The 25,117-nt window shown below is 54.6% G+C and carries 24 protein-coding genes; 2 read left to right on the top strand and 22 right to left on the bottom strand.

The window, feature by feature from the left end:
* Nucleotides 1-66: 66 nt before the first annotated feature.
* From HZA03_05965 to HZA03_05945, 5 genes are all read right to left on the bottom strand, one after another.
* The gene (locus HZA03_05965; GenBank protein ID MBI5637501.1) at nucleotides 67-729 is read right to left on the bottom strand and encodes a cytochrome c; all 663 of its coding nucleotides are present in this window, start codon (nucleotides 727-729) and stop codon (nucleotides 67-69) included.
* Nucleotides 730-763: 34 nt separating this feature from the next.
* Nucleotides 764-2,284, bottom strand: coding sequence for a c-type cytochrome (locus HZA03_05960; GenBank protein MBI5637500.1), 1,521 nt, complete (start codon nucleotides 2,282-2,284; stop codon nucleotides 764-766).
* A 49-nt stretch (nucleotides 2,285-2,333) separates the two neighbouring features.
* Nucleotides 2,334-2,954 carry a cytochrome c gene (locus HZA03_05955; protein MBI5637499.1) on the bottom strand — a complete coding sequence of 207 codons (621 nt, stop codon included), beginning with the start codon at nucleotides 2,952-2,954 and terminating at the stop codon, nucleotides 2,334-2,336.
* A 177-nt stretch (nucleotides 2,955-3,131) separates the two neighbouring features.
* The gene (locus HZA03_05950) at nucleotides 3,132-3,992 is read right to left on the bottom strand and encodes a cytochrome C (GenBank protein ID MBI5637498.1); all 861 of its coding nucleotides are present in this window, start codon (nucleotides 3,990-3,992) and stop codon (nucleotides 3,132-3,134) included.
* A 9-nt stretch (nucleotides 3,993-4,001) separates the two neighbouring features.
* On the bottom strand, nucleotides 4,002-5,933 hold the full coding sequence (locus HZA03_05945) for a cytochrome ubiquinol oxidase subunit I (protein ID MBI5637497.1): 1,932 nt from the start codon (nucleotides 5,931-5,933) through the stop codon (nucleotides 4,002-4,004).
* 741 nt (nucleotides 5,934-6,674) lie between these two features.
* Between HZA03_05945 and HZA03_05940 the strand changes: the two genes are divergently transcribed.
* Together HZA03_05940 and HZA03_05935 are read left to right on the top strand one after the other, a co-directional pair.
* The gene (locus HZA03_05940; protein MBI5637496.1) at nucleotides 6,675-7,337 is read left to right on the top strand and encodes a metalloregulator ArsR/SmtB family transcription factor; all 663 of its coding nucleotides are present in this window, start codon (nucleotides 6,675-6,677) and stop codon (nucleotides 7,335-7,337) included.
* Between the two features lie 158 nt (nucleotides 7,338-7,495).
* On the top strand, nucleotides 7,496-7,963 hold the full coding sequence (locus HZA03_05935) for a hypothetical protein (GenBank protein ID MBI5637495.1): 468 nt from the start codon (nucleotides 7,496-7,498) through the stop codon (nucleotides 7,961-7,963).
* A gap of 57 nt (nucleotides 7,964-8,020) precedes the next feature.
* Here the strand turns inward: HZA03_05935 and HZA03_05930 are convergent, their stop codons facing one another.
* The 17 genes from HZA03_05930 to HZA03_05850 all read right to left on the bottom strand — a co-directional run bounded on the left by HZA03_05930 (nucleotide 8,021) and on the right by HZA03_05850 (nucleotide 25,095).
* Nucleotides 8,021-8,461 carry a tetratricopeptide repeat protein gene (locus HZA03_05930; GenBank protein MBI5637494.1) on the bottom strand — a complete coding sequence of 147 codons (441 nt, stop codon included), beginning with the start codon at nucleotides 8,459-8,461 and terminating at the stop codon, nucleotides 8,021-8,023.
* Between the two features lie 27 nt (nucleotides 8,462-8,488).
* The gene (locus HZA03_05925) at nucleotides 8,489-11,374 is read right to left on the bottom strand and encodes a fused MFS/spermidine synthase (GenBank protein ID MBI5637493.1); all 2,886 of its coding nucleotides are present in this window, start codon (nucleotides 11,372-11,374) and stop codon (nucleotides 8,489-8,491) included.
* Complete coding sequence (locus tag HZA03_05920) at nucleotides 11,371-12,495, bottom strand: SMP-30/gluconolactonase/LRE family protein (protein MBI5637492.1); 1,125 nt, start codon at nucleotides 12,493-12,495, stop codon at nucleotides 11,371-11,373. The genes HZA03_05925 and HZA03_05920 overlap by 4 nt, the downstream gene beginning before the upstream one ends.
* A gap of 20 nt (nucleotides 12,496-12,515) precedes the next feature.
* Nucleotides 12,516-13,679: a hypothetical protein gene (locus HZA03_05915; protein ID MBI5637491.1), complete on the bottom strand. Its 1,164-nt coding sequence runs from the start codon at nucleotides 13,677-13,679 to the stop codon at nucleotides 12,516-12,518.
* 49 nt (nucleotides 13,680-13,728) lie between these two features.
* Nucleotides 13,729-14,493: a hypothetical protein gene (locus tag HZA03_05910; GenBank protein ID MBI5637490.1), complete on the bottom strand. Its 765-nt coding sequence runs from the start codon at nucleotides 14,491-14,493 to the stop codon at nucleotides 13,729-13,731.
* Nucleotides 14,471-15,103, bottom strand: coding sequence for a cytochrome b N-terminal domain-containing protein (locus HZA03_05905; protein MBI5637489.1), 633 nt, complete (start codon nucleotides 15,101-15,103; stop codon nucleotides 14,471-14,473). Before HZA03_05905 ends, HZA03_05910 begins: the two co-directional genes overlap by 23 nt.
* Nucleotides 15,104-15,111: 8 nt before the next feature.
* Nucleotides 15,112-15,612 carry a hypothetical protein gene (locus tag HZA03_05900; GenBank protein MBI5637488.1) on the bottom strand — a complete coding sequence of 167 codons (501 nt, stop codon included), beginning with the start codon at nucleotides 15,610-15,612 and terminating at the stop codon, nucleotides 15,112-15,114.
* Nucleotides 15,613-15,756: 144 nt separating this feature from the next.
* The gene (locus tag HZA03_05895) at nucleotides 15,757-17,559 is read right to left on the bottom strand and encodes a beta-propeller fold lactonase family protein (protein MBI5637487.1); all 1,803 of its coding nucleotides are present in this window, start codon (nucleotides 17,557-17,559) and stop codon (nucleotides 15,757-15,759) included.
* 18 nt (nucleotides 17,560-17,577) lie between these two features.
* Complete coding sequence (locus HZA03_05890) at nucleotides 17,578-17,994, bottom strand: hypothetical protein (GenBank protein ID MBI5637486.1); 417 nt, start codon at nucleotides 17,992-17,994, stop codon at nucleotides 17,578-17,580.
* 362 nt (nucleotides 17,995-18,356) lie between these two features.
* On the bottom strand, nucleotides 18,357-19,919 hold the full coding sequence (locus HZA03_05885; protein MBI5637485.1) for a cbb3-type cytochrome c oxidase subunit I: 1,563 nt from the start codon (nucleotides 19,917-19,919) through the stop codon (nucleotides 18,357-18,359).
* 20 nt (nucleotides 19,920-19,939) lie between these two features.
* On the bottom strand, nucleotides 19,940-20,692 hold the full coding sequence (gene coxB, locus HZA03_05880) for a cytochrome c oxidase subunit II (protein ID MBI5637484.1): 753 nt from the start codon (nucleotides 20,690-20,692) through the stop codon (nucleotides 19,940-19,942).
* Between the two features lie 13 nt (nucleotides 20,693-20,705).
* Nucleotides 20,706-21,539 (bottom strand): SCO family protein, encoded by an 834-nt coding sequence (locus HZA03_05875; protein MBI5637483.1) that lies wholly within the window; start codon nucleotides 21,537-21,539, stop codon nucleotides 20,706-20,708.
* A 4-nt stretch (nucleotides 21,540-21,543) separates the two neighbouring features.
* Complete coding sequence (locus HZA03_05870) at nucleotides 21,544-22,302, bottom strand: heme-copper oxidase subunit III (protein ID MBI5637482.1); 759 nt, start codon at nucleotides 22,300-22,302, stop codon at nucleotides 21,544-21,546.
* A gap of 38 nt (nucleotides 22,303-22,340) precedes the next feature.
* The gene (locus HZA03_05865; GenBank protein MBI5637481.1) at nucleotides 22,341-22,850 is read right to left on the bottom strand and encodes an Rrf2 family transcriptional regulator; all 510 of its coding nucleotides are present in this window, start codon (nucleotides 22,848-22,850) and stop codon (nucleotides 22,341-22,343) included.
* A gap of 186 nt (nucleotides 22,851-23,036) precedes the next feature.
* Nucleotides 23,037-23,840, bottom strand: coding sequence for an SDR family NAD(P)-dependent oxidoreductase (locus HZA03_05860; protein MBI5637480.1), 804 nt, complete (start codon nucleotides 23,838-23,840; stop codon nucleotides 23,037-23,039).
* A 100-nt stretch (nucleotides 23,841-23,940) separates the two neighbouring features.
* A complete protein-coding gene (locus tag HZA03_05855; GenBank protein ID MBI5637479.1) occupies nucleotides 23,941-24,753 on the bottom strand; it encodes a substrate-binding domain-containing protein in 813 nt (270 codons plus the stop codon).
* A 60-nt stretch (nucleotides 24,754-24,813) separates the two neighbouring features.
* Nucleotides 24,814-25,095, bottom strand: coding sequence for a hypothetical protein (locus HZA03_05850; GenBank protein ID MBI5637478.1), 282 nt, complete (start codon nucleotides 25,093-25,095; stop codon nucleotides 24,814-24,816).
* Between the last annotated feature and the right edge of the window lie 22 nt (nucleotides 25,096-25,117).

The following is a 25,117-nucleotide window of genomic DNA, read 5'->3' as shown; positions in this document are numbered from 1 at the left end:
GCGCCGCCGCGAAGATCGCCGCGGAGAACTTTGAAATTACCATCGTTTTCATCTATAACCTCCTCCTTATTTCAACGAAGCGATGTAGTTCACAACAAGCTGCATGGACGCGTCATCAAGCTCACGCTTTGCCATCCAGACCTTCGGATCCCAGTGCTGCGGATCTTGCACGAAGGAGTACACCCAATCCGGGTTCAACCGTTTGCCAATTCCTTCAAACGTCGGGCAGGACAAACCGCCGTTGCCTTCGATGGAGTGGCAGCCGTTGCAGGCTTCGGTCTTGATTACAAGCATCTTGGCCTTGGCCTTGGAGAATTCGCCGATCTTCGCGACGCCGGCCTTCATGCTGGCATCCTTGAGGGTCATAAGGTAATCGGCTGCCGCGGCGGCGTCACCGGCGCTCAGCTTGGAGGCGCACTTCGGCGGAGCGGCCACCGTGTCGGTGTCGCCCGTGGTCTTGATGTTGTTGGCATACACGGTGCCGGCGGGACGGATAACGGTCGGGTTCTGAAGGAACCCCACCAGCCAGTCCTTGTTAAACTTGCTGCCCGCGTAGAACAGGTCGGGCGCTTTCCGGGCCTTCACTTCCGCGATGGTCTTTACGGCCGGGCCGGTCAGCTTGTGGCAACTGCCACACGGTTTAACGATTGCCCCCCCATCCGCCGCAAACGCGGACGGAACCGCGAGCAGGAGCGCCAATGCAAATACGGTAATACCTCTTTTTATCATGTCCCCTATCCTTTCTGGTTAAAATTTCAACCTGTTACTTTCGGTTTTTCTCAAGGTATTTCGCGGCCGCCAACTGACCACCCGCGAGGAGTATCAGCACCAGCAACGGAACCAAGTACACTTCTTTGCCGGTGGGCGGTTGCAGCAACAGCCAGCACCAGGAGGTCATGGTGTGCTTGGAGCCCGCTTCGCCGTTGGAGCCATCCCAGTTTGCGAACGCAATCGGGATGAAGCGGCCAACCTCGAACTGGGTATCCTTGTCCTTGTTGGCGGTGACGAGCTTCCGCTTCATCATCACCTTCCAGGTGCCGTCCTTGTAAGAACCGGTGGAGGTGAAACCGGCGGCTGCCGCATCACCAGCGGTTCTCTTGCCGGTACCGGTGTAGATGGCCATCATGCCAGCAGCCGGAACGGTGGATGTGCCGGAACTCCAAGCCATCATGGAAACCGCATGGGTAGCGTCGCCATGGCCGAAGTACGGCTTTTCCGAACCGGTGGGGAGAACGATCGGGGTCTGAACCGCGATCATGTCGGGGCTGATGGTGTCCCACGCGATGAGTTCCGCGGCCGGATCGCCAGCGATGCTCTTGGTGCGGTCATCCCACTCGAGAAGGAACGCGATTTCCTTGTCATTGTAAAGCGCTTTCACCTTGACGAGGTCGTTCGCCGGGGTGAAGAAGCGCTCTTTCTGGATTATCTGGGGAACGAGGAAATACGCGGTACCCTGCGTTTCGCTCCAGGCGGCGTCGTTTTCGTCCTTCGGCATCGCATCGCGCTTGAAGCCTTTCACGACGGTTTCGCCGTCTTTCACCTTGCTGGTCGGCTCGGCGAGGGACATGACGTAGTTGACAACGTGCCAGCGGTCTTCCACCGACAGCTTGCCGCTTGAGGTGGCATCGGCCGCGAACGACGGCATCGGCGTATTCGGAATGCCGTTCGACACGCGGGCATAGATGTCTTCCGCCGTGGTGCCGCCGCGGAAGGTCCACGGCTTGGTGAGGTTTCTCGGCCACACCCGGATGCCGCTGTCTTCCTTCAGCTTTTTGGTGAGGTCGCCCTTGCCAACCTGACCATGGCACTCGAAGCATTTCGCGGTCTGGAACGCCTTCTTGCCCAGTTCGATGCTTTCCGCCGAGCTTTTTATCTTCTTGCTCAGGTCGATCTGGGGCGGATTCGGGGTTTTGCCGAACATGTCGGTAAGCGACTTGATGTAGGCAACAACGTCCCACCGGTCCTGCTCGTTCAGGATGTCGTCCCACTTCGGCATACCGGTGCCCGGCATACCGTTTGAGATCATCTTGAATAGGTCTTCATCCCTGACGATTTCGGCTTTCGGTTCGCTGGACTTGTACTTGTACATGCCAAGCGTGAAATCGCGCGGCGGCGGAATCAGGAAGCTCGTGGCGGGGCCATCGGCTCCACCCTTCTTACCGTGACACCACCAGCAGCGCTTCTGATAGATAGCTTCGCCTTTTTTGGCGTCGCCGGCCGCGGCAAAGGCCTGAGGCACGGCGAAAAGGGTGGCTACGGCGAAGAGCAGGGCCCCAACCGCCAAGCCAGTTTTTCGTACGTTCTTAAATAAAGACATGGTAGTCATTTCTCCCCTATTTCTTCTCTGCAACAGTCGCGGTTACGCGCGGCTGCACCCCGCTCTGTTCGTAGATGAACATTGTAACCTTCCACACTTCCTCCTCGGAAAGCATGGCGTGCCACACCGGCATCGCGGTTGCCCACGGCGCACCTTCGGAAGGAAGGCCGGGGCCACCCGTGCCGATACGCCAGAACACGAAGGACTCGGTCAACATCGCGATGGTGCCAACGTCGACAAAGTTAGCGGGAATCGGGTTGAATGCGGAGTAGAAATGTCCCTTACCGTCCTGCTTGTCGCCATGGCAATAGAAGCAGTTCTTGTAATAGATGATTCCGCCCTCTTCCACGTTCTTGGCGAAATTCGCCTTGTCTTCGCGGAACGGATTTTTGAGCGTCTGCAATTCAAACGTTTTGCCCCACATGCTCGCCGTGGAAGGAGGCGCGGGGTGAACCGACCGCAGTTCGACCGGTGCCTCGAAGGTCGGCTTAACATACTGGTAGGCGACCCAGCAACCAAGGAGGCTGATGACGGTGACGGCGCCAAGGCGAAGTTTCGCCTTGGCCGGATTGCCGTACAGGTCAACTATCGGCCCGACAAGCCCATTGTACCCCTCTTCGCTAAACGTGCTGGCCAAGAAAGCTCCCGCAATTATGAAGAAGAGGTACATTTTCATGACGGCTGTTGGCACAACCGGCCACGTGCCGGGATGGGACAGCGAACCTAAAAACGGGACTCCTATCTTTATGAGGAGATAGGCTACAAAAACACCAATTATCGGTTTTAAAAAATGCATCTTTCTACCCTCGTCTCCCTATTTCTTCCCAAGCAGCGCGTTGACAATCAGGTTCATCTCGGACATGGTGACCGAATTGCCAAGATCGGCGGGCATCATATCGGGCTCAAATCCCTTAACCACATACGCATTCGGGTTCGATATCGACTCGATGATGTACATCTCGCCGCTCATACCGGGCTTCCTGGAACCTGCGGCCTTCGCCAACTTGGTAAGATCGGGTCCCATATCTCCGCCTTCGGCGATACCGGGAACCTTATGGCAAGTTACGCAACCGAACTTGTTGAAGGCCTCTTCGGCTGTTGCCGCCGGTGTGGGCGCGGCGGCTTCAGCGCCTGCCGGTGCCGCTGGTGCAGCGCCAGTCGGAAGCGGAACCGTTACTTCAGCGCCGCCTGATTTCTGCAAATAGGCGATAACGGAGTTGATCTCAACATCGTTAAGGCCGATGGCCCCCTTGTTGATATTCGGCATCGGGCTTACGCTATCGTTGGATCCCGGTTTACCAAACCCCGCGACAACAAACGCCGACGGGTCAACCATCGATTCGCGGATGTATTCCTCGCCGGTCTTGGCCTTGCCCTTGTAGCGCGCGTCTTTCAAGCGTTCGGCCGCTTTTGAACCAACGGTGTCAAGAATCGGGGCGCGGCCGCCGACCGGACTGTGGCAAAGTGTGCAGGTTCCCTTGCCGTGGAATATCTTGTCGCCCATCGCGACAAACTGGTCTTTGGTCATTGCGCCGGTGATTTTTTCCTCAACCGGGGGCGCTTCCGGAATAACCAACGGTATTCCGAATTTTGCGTAGCCCGCGAAGGCCACCATGATAAACAAGCCGTAACCGAGGATTTTCCCCAGTTCTGAGTTACCTTTTTTTCCTTCCATTTTTTCCTCTTAATGCTCCCCTGAAGAACCTTTTTTGGCTGCCAACATCGGCATCCAGAACATGAAAAGGACAAGGGCGATGAAGACACAGACGATCACTGTAACCACACCCGCGGCATAGGGCAACGTCGGCGTAAACGCGTCAGGCGAGTTGTCCCTGAACACAGTGTAAACGTGCCAGTGCTGCCGAATGGCCGACCGGACGTACCCCATAAGCCCCATCAACCAGGTAAAACCGATGGTCAAGGTGAAAAGGGCATACTGCGAACGGACAGGCATATTCCCCCATTTGGTTTCCCCCATCTCTTCGCTCTTCTTGAAGATTTTGCCGTCAAGAATGAAGGAGGTGACAATCACAATAAGGGTTGTGCTGACCTGTGGAACGGAAAGGCCGATGCGTACGCTGGCGGGCAGATAGTAGCTGTATATCCCAAGGATCAGGATGTTAGCCAAACCCGCCGCGTAAAGGGCAATTTGAACCGTGGTGCCGTTGGTGGCCCAGAAGCTGTCGCCGACCGCCCGCTTGTTGCTCCGCTGATAAATCTGGAAGCTGAGGAACGTCAATACGATAAGGAAGTTGACCGCCGTGTTCTTTGCGGCCATAACGCCCAACTTACCGAGTAACGGATGGTGCGCGCCGCCGATTTGCGTCAGTTCCTTCGAGGTCATGACCAGCGTGTGCGGGGTGAACCATGCAAGGAACATCCCCACGATGACAATGGCTATTGGCTTGATCATAAACGCGTATCTGTTGGCGCCGGGCGAACGCGCCAGACAGCACCAGAGGTAGTAGTTGGCCGAAAGGAATATCGTGCCGATGAGCACCGCCTGGAGGATGAACAGCCACGCAAAGGCGCCGCCCATGAGGGTGATGCCCATCTGTTGCGAGTAGTCGTAAATTTCCTTGGTGAGCCAGTAACCGGCGAACGGCAATGGAAGAAGACCGATGATCGCGATGAAGAACGATGTGTACCCCATCCAGTCATAGTGCGCCTTTTCCTGCGGCGTTTTCGCCGTGAGGAACTTATACGCCGCATAAGCGGCGGTCAACGAACCACCATAAGCGATGTTGGCGACGAAACGGTGGATGTTGATCGGGTTCCAGAGGTGGCCCTGAATGGCCGCCCAGACATCTCCCTGGAATACGCCCGCATCATCCAGCCCTGAGGGAGCCATCATGAACGACGCCCAGGAGTTGGAAACCATCATAAGGAACACACCCGCCAGGTTCAGGCCCAAGCCCAAACCAAGGTGGAGGGTCTTGGCTTTCCCTTCGGACATTTTGTCCCACCCGTAGTAGTAGGTGTACAGGAAGAAACTTTCCGCGAAAAACGCGAGAGCGTAGAAAATCATCACTTTGCCGAATATACCCACCATATAGGTCATGAATTGGGGATAGAAAACGACAAGGGCGATGGAGAGAAGACCGCCAAAGCTCGCGGCAAGCGAGAACCCGGTCATGGCCACCTTCATGAACTCGTGGGCCATGTGGTCATACCGCTCGTCCTTCGTCATGACCCCGGTAAGCTCGATGAGCCACACAAAGATCGGAACCGCGAGAACGAACGCGCCAAAGAACAGATGCAACTGGGCGATGAACCACACGGTTATGCGGCTGTTAAAGCCTTTAACGACCGGGTAGTCTTTCGCTTCCAGCTTGGGAGGCGACTGAGGCGCCCATTCTTCAGGACCCTTTTTCTCGTCTTTCTTGGCTTCAGCAGCCGGCGCCGCGGCCGGAGCCGCTTCGTTGGCCCAAACCTTCTGAACCGAGACCGCATTGGCGGCCGCCTTCAGAACCGGATGGCTGATATCCAATGAATTGAACGAGAGCGCCGCCGGGATAACAAGCAGCGAGGCAAGCGCCACGCCAAACCTGTAAACCGAGGGGCTACGTTGAAACAACACTTTCTTGAGATGTGAAAACATAAACCTAACCTTCATTTTGTCCCCTAAGCCGTTAATATTCTTATTCCCCTTTAGGAAAAAGCGCCAAGCCCTGATAAGCCTGAAGGAAGTAATCCACCGAAAAGAAAATAACCGCGAAAACCGCAAAGGCAGCCAAGAACGTAAAATACTTTTGGTTCAAACCATCCCCCTTTTTCAAGTTAGTACCAATCCAGGTTGTTGAGAGTACCTTCTCAATCCCTAACATAACGCCGTTAAGACAAAACTGTGCTTATTTTCCAATGCCCGCAAGCTGGGTAAAATCGAAAACAACCTCCCACTTTTTCCAACAGTCTGCCTGTATTAAATCCCGCATTCCCCCCGGAACGCTCCGCCTTTTCATGCAACACGAACCCTAACACGCTAAAGCGCGTCCTACTAAATACAAGAGCCGTGCCGCAATTCGAGCAATATTAGCATAAGACAACCAAAAGCCAAGAAATATTTTCATCCCACTAAATTTATACGGTTAATGGGCTATTTTTACCTAAAAAGGGTAGTTATTTCATCGGGCTAGCCTTTATAAATATGGCAAAAAAGCTTTGAAAAACCAAACCGCCTGCACACCACGTTAATATCAGATGTAACAGGACGTTCAATGGCCCTCGTTAAAATTCGGTTCTTGCGAGTTTTACTTTTACGCTTTATGGTACCGCCCATTATGATAGCATTTAGGCGGGATGGCATAATCCGCTAACTATATAGAAGGCGGGACGGGCATTATTTTATGAGGACAATATGACTGACCCAAGCCCCAAACAGATGTTCCTTGAGCAATTTGCCCGCATCGGCAAAGCGATTTCAAGCGCCACGCGGATCGAGATGCTGGAGTTCCTCGCCCAAGGCGAAAAGAACGTCGAAACCCTGGCGGCTATGACCAAATCCACCGTTGCCAACACGTCGCAACATCTGCAACAGCTCCGGCAGGTGGGGCTCGTCGCCTCGCGCAAGGATGGGCAGCGGGTGTACTATCGCCTTTCGGACGAAACGGCGGTTGACCTTATGATGCTTGTCCGGAAAATCGCGGAACGCAACATCGCGGAAGTCGAACAGTTGATAACCCTGTACCTCAAATCCAAAGACGGTTTCGAAGCGGTTCCGGCGGAAGAACTGCTTGAACGGGTAAAGTCCGGGACCGTCGTCATCTTCGACGTGCGGCCGCCGGACGAATACGCCACGGGGCACATTCCCGGCGCGCTCAACGTGCCGTTTAAAGAGCTTGAAAAGCACCTCCACAAGCTGAATTCAAAAACGGAAGTCATCGCCTACTGCCGCGGGCCGTACTGCCTGTTGGCGTACGACACGGTGGCAAAGCTGCGCGAAAAGAAGTTCAAAGCCAAGCGGCTCGAGGACGGATTCCCGGAATGGAAGCGCCGGGGGTTTCCGGTCGAAAAGGGCTGATCCCGCCCGCTCGACTTTCGCGCTTCTTTTTTTCGCGCAATGCCCTTGAAAAAAGGGCCGTGCAAAGGCCAGCGGGTGAAATTGTTTTGATGTTTTTCCCCCGGTTTAGTAGAATTCCTTCCCATGCGAATGGATAAAATGGGGCATGCCGAAGTAACATGAAACAACGATTAAGCCGGTTAAACAATCAAAGAAAAACCGCGAAAAAGCATCTGGAGGGCAGGCTCTCAAGACGCCTGACGGTGTTTTTTATCATTATGTTTGTCCTTTCAATCATTGTCTTTTACGATATTTTTGAAGGACAGATAAGCACCCTTTTGGCGGGGGCCGGTTTTGCGCTCGGCGTCATGATCGGACTTCTTGCGGGAAGGATGTTTGTAATCTTTTGGCATCCCGAAACCGAGAAGGTCGTTTCCCGCCTGGATAAAATTGGAATCGTCATTTTAGTTTTGTACATCCTGCTTGAAGCCGGGAGAAAATGGGTTTTTGGCCATTGGCTCCATGGCGCGGAGTTAAATGCGTTTGGTCTCTCGATATTAACCGGGTTATTGCTGGGAAGGCTGCTCTCAATGGCAATGAAAATAAAGAAAATTCTGGTGGCGGAAAATAAAATCCTCGTTTCGTAGCACGCAAATAAAAAAGGGAGCCGTTTCAAGGCTCCCCGTATTGGTATCCCAAAAAAGTTACTTGCAGGCGTCTTTGTACCCTTTTGCGCAAGCATTGGAATAATCTTCCTTGGCCTTTTTCATTTCACCGTTTATCTCGTTGGCCTGCGCGCGGACATAATAGGCTTCGCCAAGATTGGGATCCAGTTCTATCGCGCGGTTAAGATCCTTCACCGCGTTATCAACATCGCCCATATCCTTGGAAGCCTTGCCCCGGAGCGCATACGCGGCGGCCATCTTGGGCGATTCCTTTATCGCGCTGGTGGTGGCTTCGATCACCTTGGAGTAATTCGCGCTCCCGTAGGCCCTGCGCGCTTCCAAAAGAAACTCGTCGGCCTTTCCCCCGGCAGCCGGGGCCGCGCTTTTCTTGTCGCCGCCGCCAAACCCGCCGAACTTGAACGCCGAAGCGCCCGACGCGAGTGCCATAACCATCACAACCACCAGGATAACCGCTCTCATCTTTGCCCCCTCTTCCGCATATTCGGTTTACGTCAACTTGCCCAGAGCTTCAAGTATCGCTTGCCGCTCGCTTTCCGATGGATCAAGCGTTAACGCATAATTATAGTACTCTTTTGCTTTAATCTCATTCTTTAACACAAAACCATAGAGTCCCGCAAGGTTTACCGCGGCCATCATATACTGGGGGTCCAATTTAAGGGCCTCGAGGAATTCCCGTTCGGCTTCGTAGCTGCTTCCCCGGCCGGCGAGAAACATCCCCTTGAGAAAATGGGTCTGCACCCTGAAAAGGCCGCCGGTATCCATCCTTTCGGTATCCGCAAGCAGTTGCAGCCCCATATCCGGCTGGTTTTTCGACAGCGCCGAATAAAGCGTCGTGATGTTAAGCGAAAGATGGGCGTACCGGGCGTCCGGATTGTCCGGGTTTATCTCAAGGGCGCGGCTGAACCGCTTGGCGGCGGCGCCGAAATGGCCGTCGCTCTGCTCTATCTGACCCCTCAAAAACTCCTCTTCGGATCGGAAATAGCCCTGGAAAACCTTTTCCTGCTCCGCCGATGCGAACACGGCTTTCGGCAGCCCGCGGTATTTGAGGAGATTTTCAAGATTCCGCCCCTTTATGGCAACGCCCGTCTCGTGTATGCGGGGGGCGGAAAACTCGATGTACGGGCGGTCGTCGGTGACCGGCGCGGCGCCCGCCGCAAACCGCCGGATATTTTCTGAATCCATCATGAAATTTGAAAGAAGCTGATAAGGGTTCACGATACCGATCCCCTTCAGGCTTTCGGCGACCGCACCGTTCATCATCCCATCCTGAAATCCGGAAAAATCGAGGGGAACGCCGGCATTCGACCCAATCATGATGGCGTCCCACTTCGTGTACCACATCGTGGCGTTGGGGAAAACGTCAACAAATGTCGCCACCAGCGCGCGGAAATCCTCCTCCGAAAGGTGGTGCAACGGTATCCACTGCGACACGATCCCCTTTTCGGCAAGCCTTTTTTTGCACAGCAGGTAATATTCCCTCGTGTACAGGCTCACGATGCCGGCATTGGAGGGGGGCGGCGGCTCGGAGGTTATGAGATCGAACGTCTCTTGCGTCGTGAGCAGGAAATTCCGCCCGTCTTCCTCCACCATGGAAAAGGACGGGTTCCGCGCCACGTTAAAGTTTGCCTCGGCGAATTTGTCCGCCGCGCCGAACACCTCGCGGGAAATATCAACGGCGGTTACCCGCTGGAGGCCGTGTGCGGCCGCGGCTCCCGCGGTGGAACCGGTGCCGAAGCATATGACGAGCGCCTTTTTGGGCGACGGGTGCATCATGAGCGGTATGTGGGCCTGAAGCCGCTCAAGCTGCAACGCCTCGCGGAAGGCCCCCGCTATCGGGTCGCCGTTTATCCATATCCGCGTGACCGGTTTGCGGTTCACCGACAGGTCGGAATCCAGCGAGGAGACCAGGACTGTCGCGGAAGGCCCTTCCCGGTAGTATTTCACCCTGCTGCCAGCCTCCAGTTTTTGGGCGCTCAGGGCGTAGGCGGTATCGCCGGCGGCAACAACGCCGATGGTTATTGCCAGCAGGCAAACCACCGCGAAAACGGCGCGCGACCGCTCCTTCCTGTCCGTGGATTTTATCTGAAGGTAAACGCCGGCGAAAATGGCTATCCATGAAACAGTCACAATGCCCGCCCGTATGCCTAGAAGCGGGATAAACAGATACCCGGCGGCAAGGGATCCCAAAACGCATCCGGCGATATTCATGGCGTAAAACCGGCCCACCATGCCTCCTGTCTTCTCCGGGACGGAAAAAATGGCGCCGAGGATAAGTGGAAAGCCGCCTCCCATGAGGAACGTGGCGGGAAATACTATTATCATGGAGAAAATAACCGCTTCGGCCATCGGGTTGCCGCCCGGTATCACGGAAGCAAGGAAACCGCTGCCAGCGGCCCCCACCAGACCTATCAGTTCCCGGTTGAAAAGAAGTCCCGCCAGCGACACCAGCGCGAACAGCCCAATGCCCATCTGAAATCCGCCAAACAGGAACGCCCCGTTGCGCGGCGCTTTTTTCATCATGCGGGCCGTCAACGCGCTCCCGGTGCCGATTCCCAAAAGGAAAATCGCCAATATCAGGGAGAACGCATAAGTGGTGTTATTCAAAAGGAGAATGAACATCCTTGTCCAAAGGACTTCGAGGGCCATTGCGCAAAAACCTGAAACGCCGAAAAGGAACAGGATGGATTTGCGCGGTAAAACGAAGTCATCCGCCGATGTCGAAGCCGCTTTCACTTCACTGGCGGGAACGGATGCCCAACCGGCCTCCGCCGCCAGCAGGAACGCGCCGATGCCGCACACGATGTTCATCACCGCGCCAACCCTGAGGGAACCCGACAGGCCGATATGCTCGATCAGCCAAAAACCCGCGAGAACGCATCCAACCACCGCGCCCAGCGTATTGACCGCGTACAGGCTCCCCACCGATTTGCCGATACCTCGCCCGCTTTGCGCAAGATAACGGCTTAACGCGGGAAGTGTGCCCCCCATCAGGGCGGTGGGGATCAAAAGCGCCGATATCGCCAGAACGAAACGCAACGCCATGACGTATAGCGGGTTTCCCCCGTCACCCGGATGCAACAGTACATACGCCCTCTCAAGGCCCTGCAGGATAAAGGGGAATAAAAGCACATAGACCGCGATTGCCATCTCAAGGGCGGCGTAAAGCCGTATTGGAGCGAGGCCCCGATCCAGCTTTTTGCCAAAGTATACCGCGCCGAAGCCGAGGCCCCCCATGAACGCGACCAGCACCGCGCTCACCGCGTAAATGCTTACGCCCAGCAAAAGGGTCAGTTCCCTTACCCAGACAATCTCGTAGATAAGGCCGGCGGAGCCTGAAATGAAAAAAAGACCGAAAAGGAAGGCCCTTTTCACCTGAATAGTTTCTCGGTGGTCTTTATCTTAACCCGCATCTTTCTCTTTTCGTCAAGCAGCTTTGCGGTGTCCAGCATGCCTAGTTTCCCGGTGCCGGATTCGGTAAACCAAACACGCCCCTTGTGGTCTATCGCCAGGGAGTTCGGCTTCGATTCCCCTTCGGCGAGATCGAAAGTTTGCATCGTGGCGGTTTTGGTGTTGAAGCGGAGCAACCTGTTATCGGTGTGTTGAACCATCCAGATGTTATCCGATTGGTCTATCGCTATTTCCTTGGTTCCCTTGTTTTTCGGCATGTCGAAAGTCTCTTGCTTCGCCGTTTTCGGATCGAAACGCACAATCATGTTGTCGACCATTTTGAGGTACCAGACCATCCCTTTGGAATCGATCGCCGTGCCAAGGGGGGACTGTATGGACTCCGACAAGGCCCACTCGCGGAACTTCTTTTTTTCGGGGTTGAACATGGCGATCTTGTTGCCGCCACGTTCGACGAACCATATGTTGCCGGCGTGATCCTCCGTCAGATCAAAACTGCTGCTGTTCGGCGTCGGAATATGGAAGTTGTCGAATTTTTCGGTGCCGGGCCGGAAACGAACCAGCATGTTGTTATTCCAGCCAAGTGTCCATATATCACCGTTACGCGCGGCATACACCACGATCGGGTTGACGTCCTTGAATGGAATCAGATACTCCTTAAAAGTTCCCGTCCGGGGATCGAACCTCCCTATCACGTTGACATCCTGCTCCGCCACCCACAGGATGCCGTTTCCGTCAGCGGCGATATCCATGGCGTGGCTTTTACCCGAAAGAATGGGAAATTCCTTCATTACGCCCGACTCAGTATCGAAACTTACCAGCGCGTTGGCATTGAATTCGATAAACCAGATTTTGCCATCCGCCGTGGAGGTAATGGCGGTGGGATAGCTCTCTTTTTGCGGGATATCGTACTCTGTTATCAGCTCATAGCCGCGCGCCACCGGAGCGGCGGCAACCGACAACATCAAGGCCAACAGGATTCCCTTGAAAGCCGAACCGTTTGCCAAGCCGGTCAACCGTCCCATCATCAAACGCCGCTGAAGCGGCACGCTGTGGCAACCGCGATTTGAATATGCCGAAAACGCCATGGGAAGTTCTTTATCCGGATTTAATGGGCATGGCCGCCAGGGGCCGCATGGACGTGGGGCAACGCATTGCCTTTGGGAACCGATGAACGGATCAGCATTGATATCTGATTTGCGCCCCTGTCGCTTTCGGTAAACCAGACATCCCCTTTCGAATCGATGGCGATGCTCATCGGCTGGGCGCCCATCGAAGGAAGCTCGAAGGTACCGAAACTGACGGCCTGCTGGTCAAAATACCCGATAGTGTTCATCATGCTGTCAATGTACCAGATATACCCGTCTTTGGCCGGAGCAATGGCTTGCGGAGCGGCATTGTAGCCCGGCGGTTCGGTCAGCCCAAACAATCCTTTGTCGGTATAAAGAACGCCGATCTGCTTGGAGTGCAATGCACAAAACCAAAGCATCCCCGCTTTACCGAACTGCATCTTCCCCGGCTGCGCCTTCACCGCGGGAATCGGGAATTGCCTGAATTTCCGGGTTTCCGGTTCATACTTGCCGATATAGTTGTTGCTGACTTCGCTCAGGTAAACAATCCCGGCGGCATCCACCGCGATCCCCATCAACTGGCTTCCGGCCGGAAGCGGTATTTCGGTTATTTTCTTATTAGCGGTGTCAAGGAACCCGAACTTCGAACCGTTCTTTTCCACAAACCATATCCGGCCGCGAAAATCTTCTGCCAAATCATACGGCTGGCCGTTTTTGGTCGGCAAGAGAAATTCGGTGAATTCCTCGGTGGCCGGATCGAACCGGACAATACTGTTGCCCAAATGCATCACAAACCAGATGATATCGTTTTTCCCCACGATCACATTGCCGGGGCTGCCGACACTGTAAACGTTGTAGGCTTTATCCGGCGATGTCCTGTTTTTGGAGTCGTATTTCCAGTCTGATTCCGGCAACCCTTCGGTGGAAGGTATCCGGTAAGTTTTGAACTCGCCCTTCGCGGGGTCAAGACTGAGCAGCGAGTTGGCGCTCATCAATGTACACCATACCCTGTCTTTGGAGTCCACCGCTATGCCATACGGCGTGGCGTAACGGGAAGGCACGGGATATTGAACGATGCGCACATCGCCTTTAACTTCCTTTGGAGCGATGGCGGTGATTTTCGGCTTTACTTTTACGCCGAGGCCCGTTGCCGGCGCGTCCGCAGCCCGCGCGGCTCCGGTAAAGGCCAACAAGAACGTCAACCCCGCCGAGGTCAAAAGGGATAGGGGTTTAAACGTCCGCCGGGAAATGCTACCAGGTGAACGTAGGTTCATACATGTGCCTCATTTGCCAATTTGCGTCCTTGTATCCCTGCCCTTCATCCCTGCTTGCTTCTCCGCTTGTGTCGCCTTCGGCGAGAAGTTTGCCGGCCCGATACTTGCCAACCCCGATTTGCAGCGCGCGTTCCGTTGCATAATACTTCGCCACGTTCGCGGGGGCCTTGTCCATTCTCGACCCCATCGCGGCGTTGTGGCACGAATCGCAACCAAGGACTTTTGCCTGATGACCGCTCTTATAAACCCCGATAAGAATAACGAAAGCGAATATCACCGCGGGCAAGGCAAAAGTAAAGCTTCTTATAAGCCCAGGCTTCAATCCCCTTGCCTTTTCAATCAGATTCTTAAGTCCCGGTATGCGGTCAAACGGCACCTTGGACATAGCCGGCAAAAAAATAAAAAATACCAACATCAAGATCGGAATGACCGGCATCCAAACAAGGAATTTTTTCATGCTGCCGCCAAAATACCAAAAGCCCTGCCAGAAAAGCAGGAATATCCATTCGGGACCGGGAATGTTCTCACCTTCGTCCGGCATCGGGACTTCGTCGGGGGCCAAATACGGCACCGGATATTTGATCGAAAGATAGACCATTACCACAACCAAGGCGGCCATAATGATCGAAAGGATCAACAGGTAAGTGGGCCACCAGAATAATCCCCGTTTCTTACCGGCGTTTGTATCGTTCATGGCTGGATTCCCCCTATTTGCCAGTTCATACTTTCTTGGCCATTCCAAGCCGCCGCATCAATACAATATGGACAAAAAGAACGGCGAAAAACAATATCGGCAACATAATGATATGCACCGCAAAATTACGGCCAAGGGTGAACGATCCCAAAATGAGACCTTTCAGCCAATTGCCGACCACCGGAATCAGGTCAACCCAGTCGGCCCATATGATCAGTTCCCAATAGCTTCTCCAGTCCCACGGCGCGATAATGCCGGTTATAAGAAAAAGAAGAAAAATCACCCCCAAGACGAGGCCGGTGAACCAATTCAGTTCGCGGGGGCTTTTATACGCTTTTCTTCCCATCGTGTGAAAAACATGCAGCATGACGAAAAGGGCGCCGAATGTCGCGCTCCAGCGGTGCAGGTTTCGCATCAACGCGCCAAAGTTGGATAGCTGGCACATCTCCCGGATGCTTTGGTGGGCAAGATTCGGTTCCGGAACATAGTACATGACCATGTAGAAACCGGTCAGAAACTGGATACCTACACAACCGATGGTTAGGCCGCTAAAAAAATGCCATAAGGTAACGCTTTCAGGCAGCTCAAATGCCACCTGATTGTGGTAGAATTGGACAATTCCAAGGCGTTCGTCAATCCATCCGATAATTTTTTTCATGGTGTGCCTTATTTTGCAGCCGCTTCCGCGCTATTTGCGCCCGCGGTGTCTTTCATGAATGCCGTTTCGTCTATCGTTTCAGCATTGAAATCCACTTGCCACTCACCGGCCTTTTCATCAAGAATGAGATTCATCTGGCTTGAAGTGGTGAAATCGGCGTCAAATAGCGATGGTGAGCTCACTTCCAGTTTCACCACCGCGACCCAGTCGCCATTTTTGTTCGGCTCTTTCGGAAGAATCGTCTGAGCCACTTTAATCTTTGACTTCGACGATCCGATGTTTTCCGTCCATTTTCTGAACGAGTCGATGCTTACCACGCCATATTTTGTGGATACCATTTTAAACGCTTCCTGATTGGCAAGACGTCCGCCATCCGCCAGAAGCTTGAAGAACCGGGTGGCGACTAGTTCAGGTGTTGTCTCGGGAAAATTAGCCGATTTTTTTGTGCATCCGGGAGAGACGGCTGCCGCCAGAATTAAACAAACAAACGCCCGCATAACAAACTTCATAACTTAAACGATCCCCCGTAATTCAACGATGCAACGTATACTACATCGTGTAAGCAATGTTCCGCAACAAAAAATAGAGGGGCCGGTTTTGCAACCGGCCCCTCTTTATACCGCCAATCAGGCAGAAGAACTCAAACCTGTCAATTAAATGACCGGTTCTTTGCCTTCCTGCAAGGTGTTCATCAGCTTGTTGGTGCCGACGATCCACTTGTGTTCCTGCGGTGCAAGCATGGTCTCTTGCTTGGACATCTCGTCGTAATCGCCGACGCCCATGGAGGCTTTGCCGCCCGGAGGATCAACGAACAACGTGCCGCGCATTTCGAGATGCAACGGTCCGCAGAACTGCTGGCAGTAATATTCGAATTCGCCGGCCTTATCGGCCACGAACTCGTTTACCGCGGACATGCCACGAACGGCGAATACCATCGTCCGGGGACCGTAGTAACCAGCGGCCGTGAAGCCCATGGTAACGTCCGGGTTCTTGGTAAGACCGGCCGCCTTGTCTATATTGGTATAGATCAAGCGGACTTTCGCGCCCTTGGGGACGTGGATGAAGCGGGGCACATAGCCGTAGGAGAAGCCTTTTACCCTGACAACGTACACATCGCCTTCCTTCGTCACGCCGGGCTTGCCGTCGTCGCGGGGAATCCAAGTGCGGTTACTGTCGGCCGTGTGAACCGGCTCGAGCTGCGGGTGCTGGTTCGCGGGAAGACCCGGCCGGCCTTTTTCGCCGAAGCTGACGTGATAGTCGCCGAGATCGTAGCCCTTTTCAAACAGATCTTCACCTTTACCCGTATTCCATCTCTGGATGTACGTGGCAAATATCTGGCGGCCCTCGTGCGGCTCGCCGTCAACCGGCATCAGCTTAACGGATTTGCCGTAAGTCGGGCTGGTTTCGTCGATATCCTGTTCCTCGAAGTTAACGGCAAAGATGATGCCGGTCGGGGTAAACAGGCCGGTGGAGAACTTGTTCTGGGACATGTAGTACGCATCGTCCGGAGCGATCGAGTTGTGACCGCAGCGGTAGTGGATCGGGAATTCGTCAACCAACTGCATACGCATCACGTCGGTCTTCGAAGTGGAGTCCGACACGAAGCAGGAGTTGTAGACGTATTTCCCGAGGGTGTCGAACTGGTTGTGCAGGGGACCGGCGCCTACCGGAATAACCTTGCGCACGCGCAGTTGATCCACGTCGATGATGGAGATCGTGGCGGAGAGCTTGTCGCAAACCGATACCATCCGGTTCGTCGGGCTGACGTTGGTGCCGTGCGGATTTTTTCCGACCGGGATTTCCTTGATCAGCTTGAACGGATCCTGGCTGAACACCATGACCGCGGAGTGATAGTAGTTGCCCGAGAAGACGTACTTTCCGTCTTTGCTGGTATCCGGGTAGTCCGGTGCGCTGGGGGCCGGCGGTATATCAAGAACCGTCGTCGCGCCGTCGGAAAGCCGCAGTTTCAGCATTTTGCCGGTGAGTTCGCCGGTGGCAAACAGGTATTTGCCGTTAGGGGACAAAGCCGCGCTGTGGTGAATGCCGAACGGTTTCGGCAAAGCGAAAAGGCGCTCCACCCAGCCGGTCTGCAGGTTCACTTCAGCGATCGTGTCCGCGCCCTTGTCGGAAACATACAGGTACTTGCCATCGGGCGTACCGTTGTTGTTACCCGCGTTGGAGCCGGAGAACGGGAAGTTGTGAAGGTCGGTGCCGCACTTGATGTGGCGGTACGTCTTCATGGAAGGAATACCTATAACCCCGAGGGCGCCGTCAGTGCCGCCTGCATCGTACAGGATGGCGTAGTCGCGCAACGGGTAATCGCTATCCTGCGGGGCAACGACGTGCCAGTCGCGCGCGTCTTTATCCGTAAGGATAGTCTTTTTCGCTTCCGCGGGCAGGTTAAGGGCAACCAGCGCGGCGGAAAGAGTCAATAAAGAAAATAGCTTTTTTTTCAAGAGTTACCACCCCCTCCGTTATTTTTCGTGCTTGTAATAAACGCCGGCCTTGGCATCAGCGTCAAGCCGTTTAATCAGGTAGCTGTTAGAATCCAGAATAACGATCCTTCTGGCCACATAGTCATTGCCGGTCAGATTCCATCCGTACACCGCAACCAGCTCGCCGCCCTTCAATTCCGCAAACTTTTTGAAGACGCCTCTGTCGCCGGTCATCACGTATGCATCGGGATGCAACTTCATGGTGTACGTCTTGCTATCCTTTTCGAATTTGGTAGCAATCGTAAGCTCACGATTTCCCAGTTTGGTTATCGTGCCAACCTGCAAGCAGTCTTTGTTGGTGGAACCGTTGCCCAATTCGGCAACCGCGGTCTGAGCCAAAAAGACCATTGAGACCAGAGCAAACACGAAAGCAAAACCCATTGACTTTATTTTCATCTGCTATCACCCCCCCTAATTCCAAAAATGTTAAATTTAGAGAACTTTAAACCCCGCACCTTTTTTATCGGTGCAACATCCTTCATAAGCCATATCGCACGTCATTTGTGGAATATACCACAACTAGCAACACCCAAATCAAGAAAATAATTGAGCAACCCGGTTCATGGTCAATATAGGGTTTTGGGGAAATAAAATCAATCCCATTGTTAAGTGCGCGGAAAGCCTGTCCCCGCAACTTCCGGGCAGTTCCCCCGCGGATTATTGCCCTAAATGGATTATGGGCCGCCCGCCGGGAAGAACCAAAAAAAAAGCGGGAGCCTTTCACAGCTCCCGCCTATACGGCTCCGTTTGGAAAACGTTTATTTGTAGTTGTACGGCGTCCAATCAGAGGAAACGGTCACGGGCGCGGGGAAGTTGCCATGCGGCGGAGGGCTGGCCGCGTGCGTCCATTCAAGCGACGCGGAGCGCCAGGGATTTTCCGGCGCCTTCGGTCCCTTGATGGCCCCGTAAATCCAGTTGACGAGCATGAGGGTTATACCCAATGCCACCAGCACCGCTCCGAATGTGGCAACGTGATGGTACGGCACAGCCTCGGGAATCCTGGCGTAATCGTAGTAGCGGCGCGGCATTCCATATTTCACGCCGATGATGAACAGCGGCCAGAACGTCACGTTCACGCCGATAAAGTTCAGCCAGAACGAAAGTTTCCCGAGCGCCTCGTTGCACATCCTGCCGGTCATCTTCGGGAAGTAGAAGTAGACCGAGCCGAACACGACGAAGGCCGCGAAAATGCCCATGATGAAATGGAAGTGGGCGTGAATGAACGAGGTTTCGGAGAGGTGCAGATCCAGCGCGGTCATCGCCAGCGGTATACCGGTAAGCCCTCCCAGCAAGAGCAGGAAAAGGCAGGAGACGCCGTAATACATGGCCGTGTTGAACGTGATGGCGCCCTTATAGAGCGTTCCCCACAGCGATATGACCATGACGCCCACCGGCACGGAAATCATGAGCGTCGTCACCATCTGGCCGATCCGTATCCAGTCGGGCATGCCGGAGGTGTAGAGGTGATGCACCCACACTTCGCCGGTAATCAAAACGATGCCGCACATCCCGACAATCAGGGCGTTGTAATTGAACGGGCGGTTTTTTGCGTTCGTTGAGATTATCTCGAACAAAAGCCCCATCGCCGGCAGGAAAATGACGTAGACGGCGGGGTGCGAATAGAACCAAAAGAGGTTCTGGTACAGCAGCACGTCCCCGCCCGCCGCGGCGTCGAAGAAATGCGTGCCCAGATACTTGTCAAACAGGAGCAGCGTCACGGCCGCGGCGAGCACCGGCACGAAAACAAGCTGGACGATGAGGCCGGTGAAGAGGGACCAGACGAAGACGTTCATCTGCATCCAGCCCATTCCCGGCGCGCGCATGTAGATGATGGTGGTAAGGAAGTTGACCGCGCCCAGAATCGACGAGAAGCCGATGAGATGCACGGTGAAAACATAGAACGCGGTATTCCCGGCCGTTTTTACGGAATACGGAGGATAGCCGGTCCACATGATGTCCGGCGCATCGGGAATGACGAACGTAAGAAGCGCGACGACGATGCCCATCCAGAACAGCCAAAGGCTAAGGGCGTTCAGCCGGGGAAACGCGACGTCCTTGGCCCCAATCATGAGGGGGATAAGGTAATTGGCGGCGAAGCCGGTGAGTCCGGGGATCAAAAAGCCCAATATCATCGCGGCGCCGTGAAAATACAGCCACGTGTTGTACTGGGTCGGCTCCGAGGCCACCCCCAGGCCGATGTTGAACTGCTCGGCGCGCATCAGCAACGCCATGATGCCCGCCACAGCGAACGCGGCCATGGAGCCGATAAGGTACAGGATGCCGACCCGTTTATGGTCGGTTGTAAAAATCCACTCTTTCATTTTTTATTTTCTCCTCAATCTTATAGGGCGCTGCCCGGTGCGGTGGCAGGCTGCTCGCCGGCGGCCGCCGGCGCGGCCTTGGCGCCGGCCGATGCCAACCAAGTGTTAAACTCCTCCGCCGGAATCGCCTCAACGTCGGCGTTCATCTCGGCGTGTTGCGCCCCGCAGAATTCGGTGCAGGTCACATAGGTTTTCCCCGCCTCTTTGGGGTAGAACCAGAGATACGTTACCCGCCCGGGCATCACGTCTTCTTTCACCCGGTGCTTCGGCAAAAAGAACGAGTGGACAACATCTTCGCTCGTCATCCGCAGCACGACGGGCCGCCCCGCCGGAACCTTCAGAACATCCGAAGTGGCGCCATTGTCATACTCAAAGCTCCATGACCACATCGAAGCGGTCACCTTGACCTCCAGCGCGTCCTTGGGGACGGTCCGGTAGGTGTTCCAGAGGGTCCATCCGTTCGCGGCAAGGTAAAAGTCGTCCGCCATGAAGATAAACGCCGGAATGAGTGTCCATCCGAACATCTGCGCCCGCGTAAGCGTGGGGCCTGTTCCCACCTCGGTCGGACTATCCGCCCGGTACTTGAACAGCCAGTAGGCGGCAACCACCGCGAACAGGCCGCCGATGATGAATAGGTCGAGCAGAACGTGCTCCCAGAGCACATCCCATCCGTGGGCGGGATCGGCGATTTCCCCTCCCCCGCCGGACGCGAACGCGGGAACGGCGGTTAGCGCAACCGCTCCCAAAATTCTTAATGCTGAGACATAACGCATAAAAGATCCTCCCTTAATTGGTTCTTTTTCTTTTGTGAACATAAGCGGCGACAAGAAACGAGATACCCCCGATAGTAAGCGAGCCGAGGCCGATGAAAAGCGGGAGGTTCAGGGTGTACTTCCCAACTTTATAGTTGTAGCTGTAGCAGTAACTGACAAGCAGATTGCCGATCTGGCTGGGGCTCAACTTGTCCCCCGCCGTTTCGGTCAAAGCCACTTCCAAGTCGAGTGCCCCCACGCTGGATGCGTACAGATAACGGGCGGCCCTTCCCGAGGGAGATATGAAGATGTACACGTTGGGATGGAAGAACATCCGATCGCTGGGCGACCAGAAATACTTGAAACCGATCCCGGCGGCCAAATCCGCCACATCTTTGGAATTAAGAGCCAGGGCATGTTTCCATGCCCTGGCTTGGTTAGGGGGAAGGGAAAGGTCGCTGCGGAAATGGGTGATAGCCCCGGCGGTATCGTTTTTATCGAACGAAATGGTCAGCACGTTGAAATCCTTTCCTATCTCCACGTTTCCGGCCTTTGCGAGGACATCCCTCAGGTCGGCATTCACGGTGGAACAGACCCCGTCGCACGCGTAGTAGGAAAGAATGAGAATAAGCGGCTTGCCGAACATATCCTTGAGGTTGAAACGGATCCCATCCTGGTCCACAAGGGCTATTTCGCCATTAAGCTTCTTCCCTAAATATTTGCTTTCGTCGATCTTGAGAGTTGAAACATCTATCGCGGAATCGGCAATGCGGCCATACTCGGCGGAGGCTATCCCCGTGGCAAGCGCCACAAAAAATAATATCCGCAACGCCATGCGCGAGAACATCCCGAATGCCGCTTTTTTCATCGTTCTACCAGAAATATATCTGCGAAACGACGAAGAACCATACAATGTCGACGAAGTGCCAGTACACCCCGGCGCATTTCACGAAATCCATGTTCGTCTTCCCCTTCAACGCCGGAAGCAAAACGGCGATGAACGTGCAAAGTCCGATCAAAACGTGCGCGGCGTGGAAACCGGTTATGGAATAGAACGCCGACCCGAAAATGTTGGCCGACGGAGTGAAGTTTTCGCCGATGAGATGGTTATATTCGAACATGCTCAGCCCCAGGAACAAAACTCCCAGCAGCATGGTAAGACCGAGCATGGACTTAAATCCGCCCGTATCCCCTTCCTCCAACTTCCCTTCCGCGAGGTGGTAGGTATAGCTTGATGTTACAAGCAGGATGGTCATTATAATGGGAATGGTGGTGCCAATGTGCGGCGTCCCCGCTGGCGGCCACGAGGGGGCCAGAAGCCGAAGCGCCCAATAGCTTGTGAACAGGCCGAGAAAAATAAGCACTTCTGAAGTGATGAATATGGGCAACGCCATTTGGGAATAGCCGAACTGGTCGTGCTTCTGGCTTACGCCTTCCTGCACCCAGATCGCAATGCCCGACAGCAGGACCGGCACCCCGATCCCCAAAAATCCCACCGCCATTCCCAGGCTGTTGTACTGGAAATAGCTGGCGAATGGCAGCGGCACGGCGAGTAAACACCCCACCGCCACCAATAGGGGCGCCGTACTGGTATCCCAGTGCTGCCCGGTTGTTGTTGCATGAGCGCTCATAGAAATCCCTCCCTTTAAAACTGTTAAATCAACCCGTATTAACCCTTATCCGCGTTGCGGACTTTTAACTTTTTTATATGTCCCCGCGTGCCGTCACCCGCGCCGCCATTCTTCATCCGTCCCGCCTGCGTCCACGCCAGTTGCTTGCCCCGCTCCGCCATTTCCTTGAAGTTGTTCGCCTTCCAGATACCGTCCACGGCTTCCTGGCATTTTCTCCACATTTCATGCACCGGGCATACCTCATCGCGGGAGCAGGCGCCTTTTTTCACGAGGCAGACGTTCAGGAACAACGGCCCTTCAACCGCCTGGATGATGTCGCTGACCGATATATTTTCCGGGGGGGTATTAAGCAAAATTCCCCCTTTTTGCCCCTTGGCGGAAGCGATGAAGCCGGATGGCCGCAAATCCTGGATTATCTTTTTGAGGAAGGCGGACGGTATGTCCTGAACCTTCGCGATTTCCCCGGTGGTGCATACCTTGCCGGGATTGGCCGCAAGATGGAGGATCAGCCGTATCGCGTACTCCCCTTTTCGTGACAACTTAAACATAACTTAACATTCCCCTTTCCCGACAATTAAAACATGACTTAGTGCACCCATTTAGTCCTGTTTAAATGGGATTATATCTATCCTATATGATATGTCAACCATATTTTTAAAATTTTTTTAGATTTGTCCCGGCCGGTTTATATCCCGCCCGGCCGTTAAAGGGGCGGCCGCCTTTGTATTCCCCGCTTACTGCTTGGCCCCCATTTGCCCCATCATGGAGGCAATCGCCTTTCGGGACATAAGCCGGGATATGAACGCGAAAATATTGTTTACCAGGCCCGATATAACAGTCGGTTTTTTGCGGGATTTAAGCGCTTGCAATGCGTTGTCCACCACCTGTTCGGACGTTTGCGTCATCAGCTTGGGGGTGTCCGCCTTTCCGCCGCCGGAGTTTTCATTAAAGTTCGTCGAAGTTATCCCGGGGCACAGCCCCATCACATACACGCCGCGCGATTTCTGCTCGAACCACAACGACTCGGAAAAAGAGGTTACAAACGCCTTGGTCGCGGAATACAGCCCAATGACCGGCATCGGCATGAAGGCAAGGGCCGAAGAAACATTTATCAAGACATCCCCCGCCGTGGCCGTTTTCAAGTACGCGTACGAAAGTTTCACCACCGTTTCGCAGTTGAGCGTTAAGACATCGACATGCCTTTTAAGGGGAATATCGGTGAACTTGCCCATGGCGGCTATCCCCGCATTGTTCACCAACAAGTCATAATGCCGCGCTGAAATGGCCTGAATGATTGCATCCTGGCCGGCTTCGGTTGTAAGGTCGGCCGCAATATACGAATGGCCGCCGCCTATTTCTTCCACCAGCTTTTTCAGCTTGTCTTCATTCCGGGCAACCGCCGTAACCTCGTAGCCCTCGGCGGCCAACCGCTTTGCGAATACATACCCGATACCTTCACTGGCGCCCGTCACCAAAGCCTTTTTTTTCACGATTGTTCTCCCTGTTGTTGTGTATGTGCGGTTCCGATTATCGCACATACTTCGTGAAATCATCCGGCGGACATCCGGCAAGGGGAAGGGAAAATGCGCGGGCCGTTGTGCGGTGGCCCGCGCATTGCGGAAAAAACCGGCGGCGGGGTTACCGCGCCTGCTTCAGCGGAATATGCTTTATCGATGCGAGTATCTTCTGTCCCTCATCGCCAAGCGCGAAATCGACGTACTCTTTCACCGCGCCGGAGGGCTCCCCCTTCGTCACCATATTATAGTCCTCGTAGAACGCATACTTCGCGGGGAACGACTTCGCGTCCGGCAGATTCCCGTCAACCGTCAGCACCTTCACGTTCGGGCTTTCGTGCCCGTACAACTGCATCCCTATCGCCGCTTCGTCCTGCTCGACCAACGTATTCGTTCCGGCCACGGGATTGCCCGGCTTTTCCGGCTTCAAGCGGTTGATGTCGTGCCCGTAATGCTCCGCCTGGTAGGCCATAGTCTCCACCACGCAGGGCTGAAGATAGACGTTCTTTATCTCCATGTCCTTGCCCCCCACCTCTTTCCAGTTCCTGATCTTGCCGGCAAGGATCGCCTTGAGATTGGCTTGGGAGAGATTGTTCACGGGGTTTGCATTGTTGACAACCATCACGATGGGGGCTTTGCCCACAACGGTGTCCGTCAGGCTTTTATCCAGCCCGTTTTTGTCGAAATTGAACGTGGCAAGCCCGATATCGGCCTTGCCGTCCAACACCTCGGTAACGCCGTTCCTGCATTTCCCCTGCACCAGCACAACTTCCACACCGGTCTTTTTCGTGAACGCGTCGGCAAGCGCCTTGGCCTGCGGAATGGTGCATGGGTCGCCGGCAAGCGTTATTTTCCGCGTCTGCACATCCGCATGCGAGAGCGCCGGGGCCAGCGCCAGGCCGGCCAAAGCAATTGCCATTATCAGTTTCTTTTGCATCGCATTTCTCCTCTCCTATTTCGCGGTGATTCCCGCGGCCTGTTTGTTCTCAGCGGCCGATCACGATTTCTTGAAGGTGATCTTGTATTTCAATTCCTTTTGCGCCGCCAGCCATTCGACCGGTTTCCCGTCGATCTCGGCATACGGATACATGAAGTAGTTCACCGGGCCGCCCTTCTGCGGCGGGTTCAGGTAATATCCCCTGCCGCCCGTCGCCACCACTACCCGATACGGATCAACGGCGTTGAAATAGTATTCACGGTATTTCGCCGCTTCCGCCGGATCGTTTTCCAGCTTCTTCTCCAATATCGCCTTCCGCACGTCGGCCGGGTCGGCCGGCACCCAACCCGCTCCGGGGACATAG

The sequence above is a fragment of the Nitrospinota bacterium genome, from assembly GCA_016217735.1.
In the GTDB taxonomy this organism is placed as follows: Bacteria; Nitrospinota_A; UBA7883; order JACRGQ01; family JACRGQ01; genus JACRGQ01.
Note: the sequence above shows the minus strand (reverse complement) of the source record. Positions and strands in the feature narration are given on the sequence as shown.

Bases quoted from the DNA above. Each gene is read 5' to 3' on its own strand.
- HZA03_05855 (MBI5637479.1), bottom strand. From the start codon at position 24,753: ATGCAAAAGAAACTGATAATGGCAATTGCTTTGGCCGGCCTGGCGCTG.
- HZA03_05945 (MBI5637497.1), bottom strand. From the start codon at position 5,933: ATGAAGGTTAGGTTTATGTTTTCACATCTCAAGAAAGTGTTGTTTCAA.
- HZA03_05890 (MBI5637486.1), bottom strand. From the start codon at position 17,994: ATGAAAATAAAGTCAATGGGTTTTGCTTTCGTGTTTGCTCTGGTCTCA.
- HZA03_05900 (MBI5637488.1), bottom strand. From the start codon at position 15,612: ATGAAGTTTGTTATGCGGGCGTTTGTTTGTTTAATTCTGGCGGCAGCC.
- HZA03_05940 (MBI5637496.1), top strand. From the start codon at position 6,675: ATGACTGACCCAAGCCCCAAACAGATGTTCCTTGAGCAATTTGCCCGC.
- HZA03_05935 (MBI5637495.1), top strand. From the start codon at position 7,496: ATGAAACAACGATTAAGCCGGTTAAACAATCAAAGAAAAACCGCGAAA.
- HZA03_05930 (MBI5637494.1), bottom strand. From the start codon at position 8,461: ATGAGAGCGGTTATCCTGGTGGTTGTGATGGTTATGGCACTCGCGTCG.
- HZA03_05885 (MBI5637485.1), bottom strand. From the start codon at position 19,919: ATGAAAGAGTGGATTTTTACAACCGACCATAAACGGGTCGGCATCCTG.
- HZA03_05860 (MBI5637480.1), bottom strand. From the start codon at position 23,840: ATGTGCGATAATCGGAACCGCACATACACAACAACAGGGAGAACAATC.
- coxB (MBI5637484.1), bottom strand. From the start codon at position 20,692: ATGCGTTATGTCTCAGCATTAAGAATTTTGGGAGCGGTTGCGCTAACC.
- HZA03_05865 (MBI5637481.1), bottom strand. From the start codon at position 22,850: ATGTTTAAGTTGTCACGAAAAGGGGAGTACGCGATACGGCTGATCCTC.
- HZA03_05920 (MBI5637492.1), bottom strand. From the start codon at position 12,495: ATGGCGTTTTCGGCATATTCAAATCGCGGTTGCCACAGCGTGCCGCTT.
- HZA03_05870 (MBI5637482.1), bottom strand. From the start codon at position 22,302: ATGAGCGCTCATGCAACAACAACCGGGCAGCACTGGGATACCAGTACG.
- HZA03_05875 (MBI5637483.1), bottom strand. From the start codon at position 21,539: ATGAAAAAAGCGGCATTCGGGATGTTCTCGCGCATGGCGTTGCGGATA.
- HZA03_05950 (MBI5637498.1), bottom strand. From the start codon at position 3,992: ATGGAAGGAAAAAAAGGTAACTCAGAACTGGGGAAAATCCTCGGTTAC.
- HZA03_05965 (MBI5637501.1), bottom strand. From the start codon at position 729: ATGATAAAAAGAGGTATTACCGTATTTGCATTGGCGCTCCTGCTCGCG.
- HZA03_05905 (MBI5637489.1), bottom strand. From the start codon at position 15,103: ATGAAAAAAATTATCGGATGGATTGACGAACGCCTTGGAATTGTCCAA.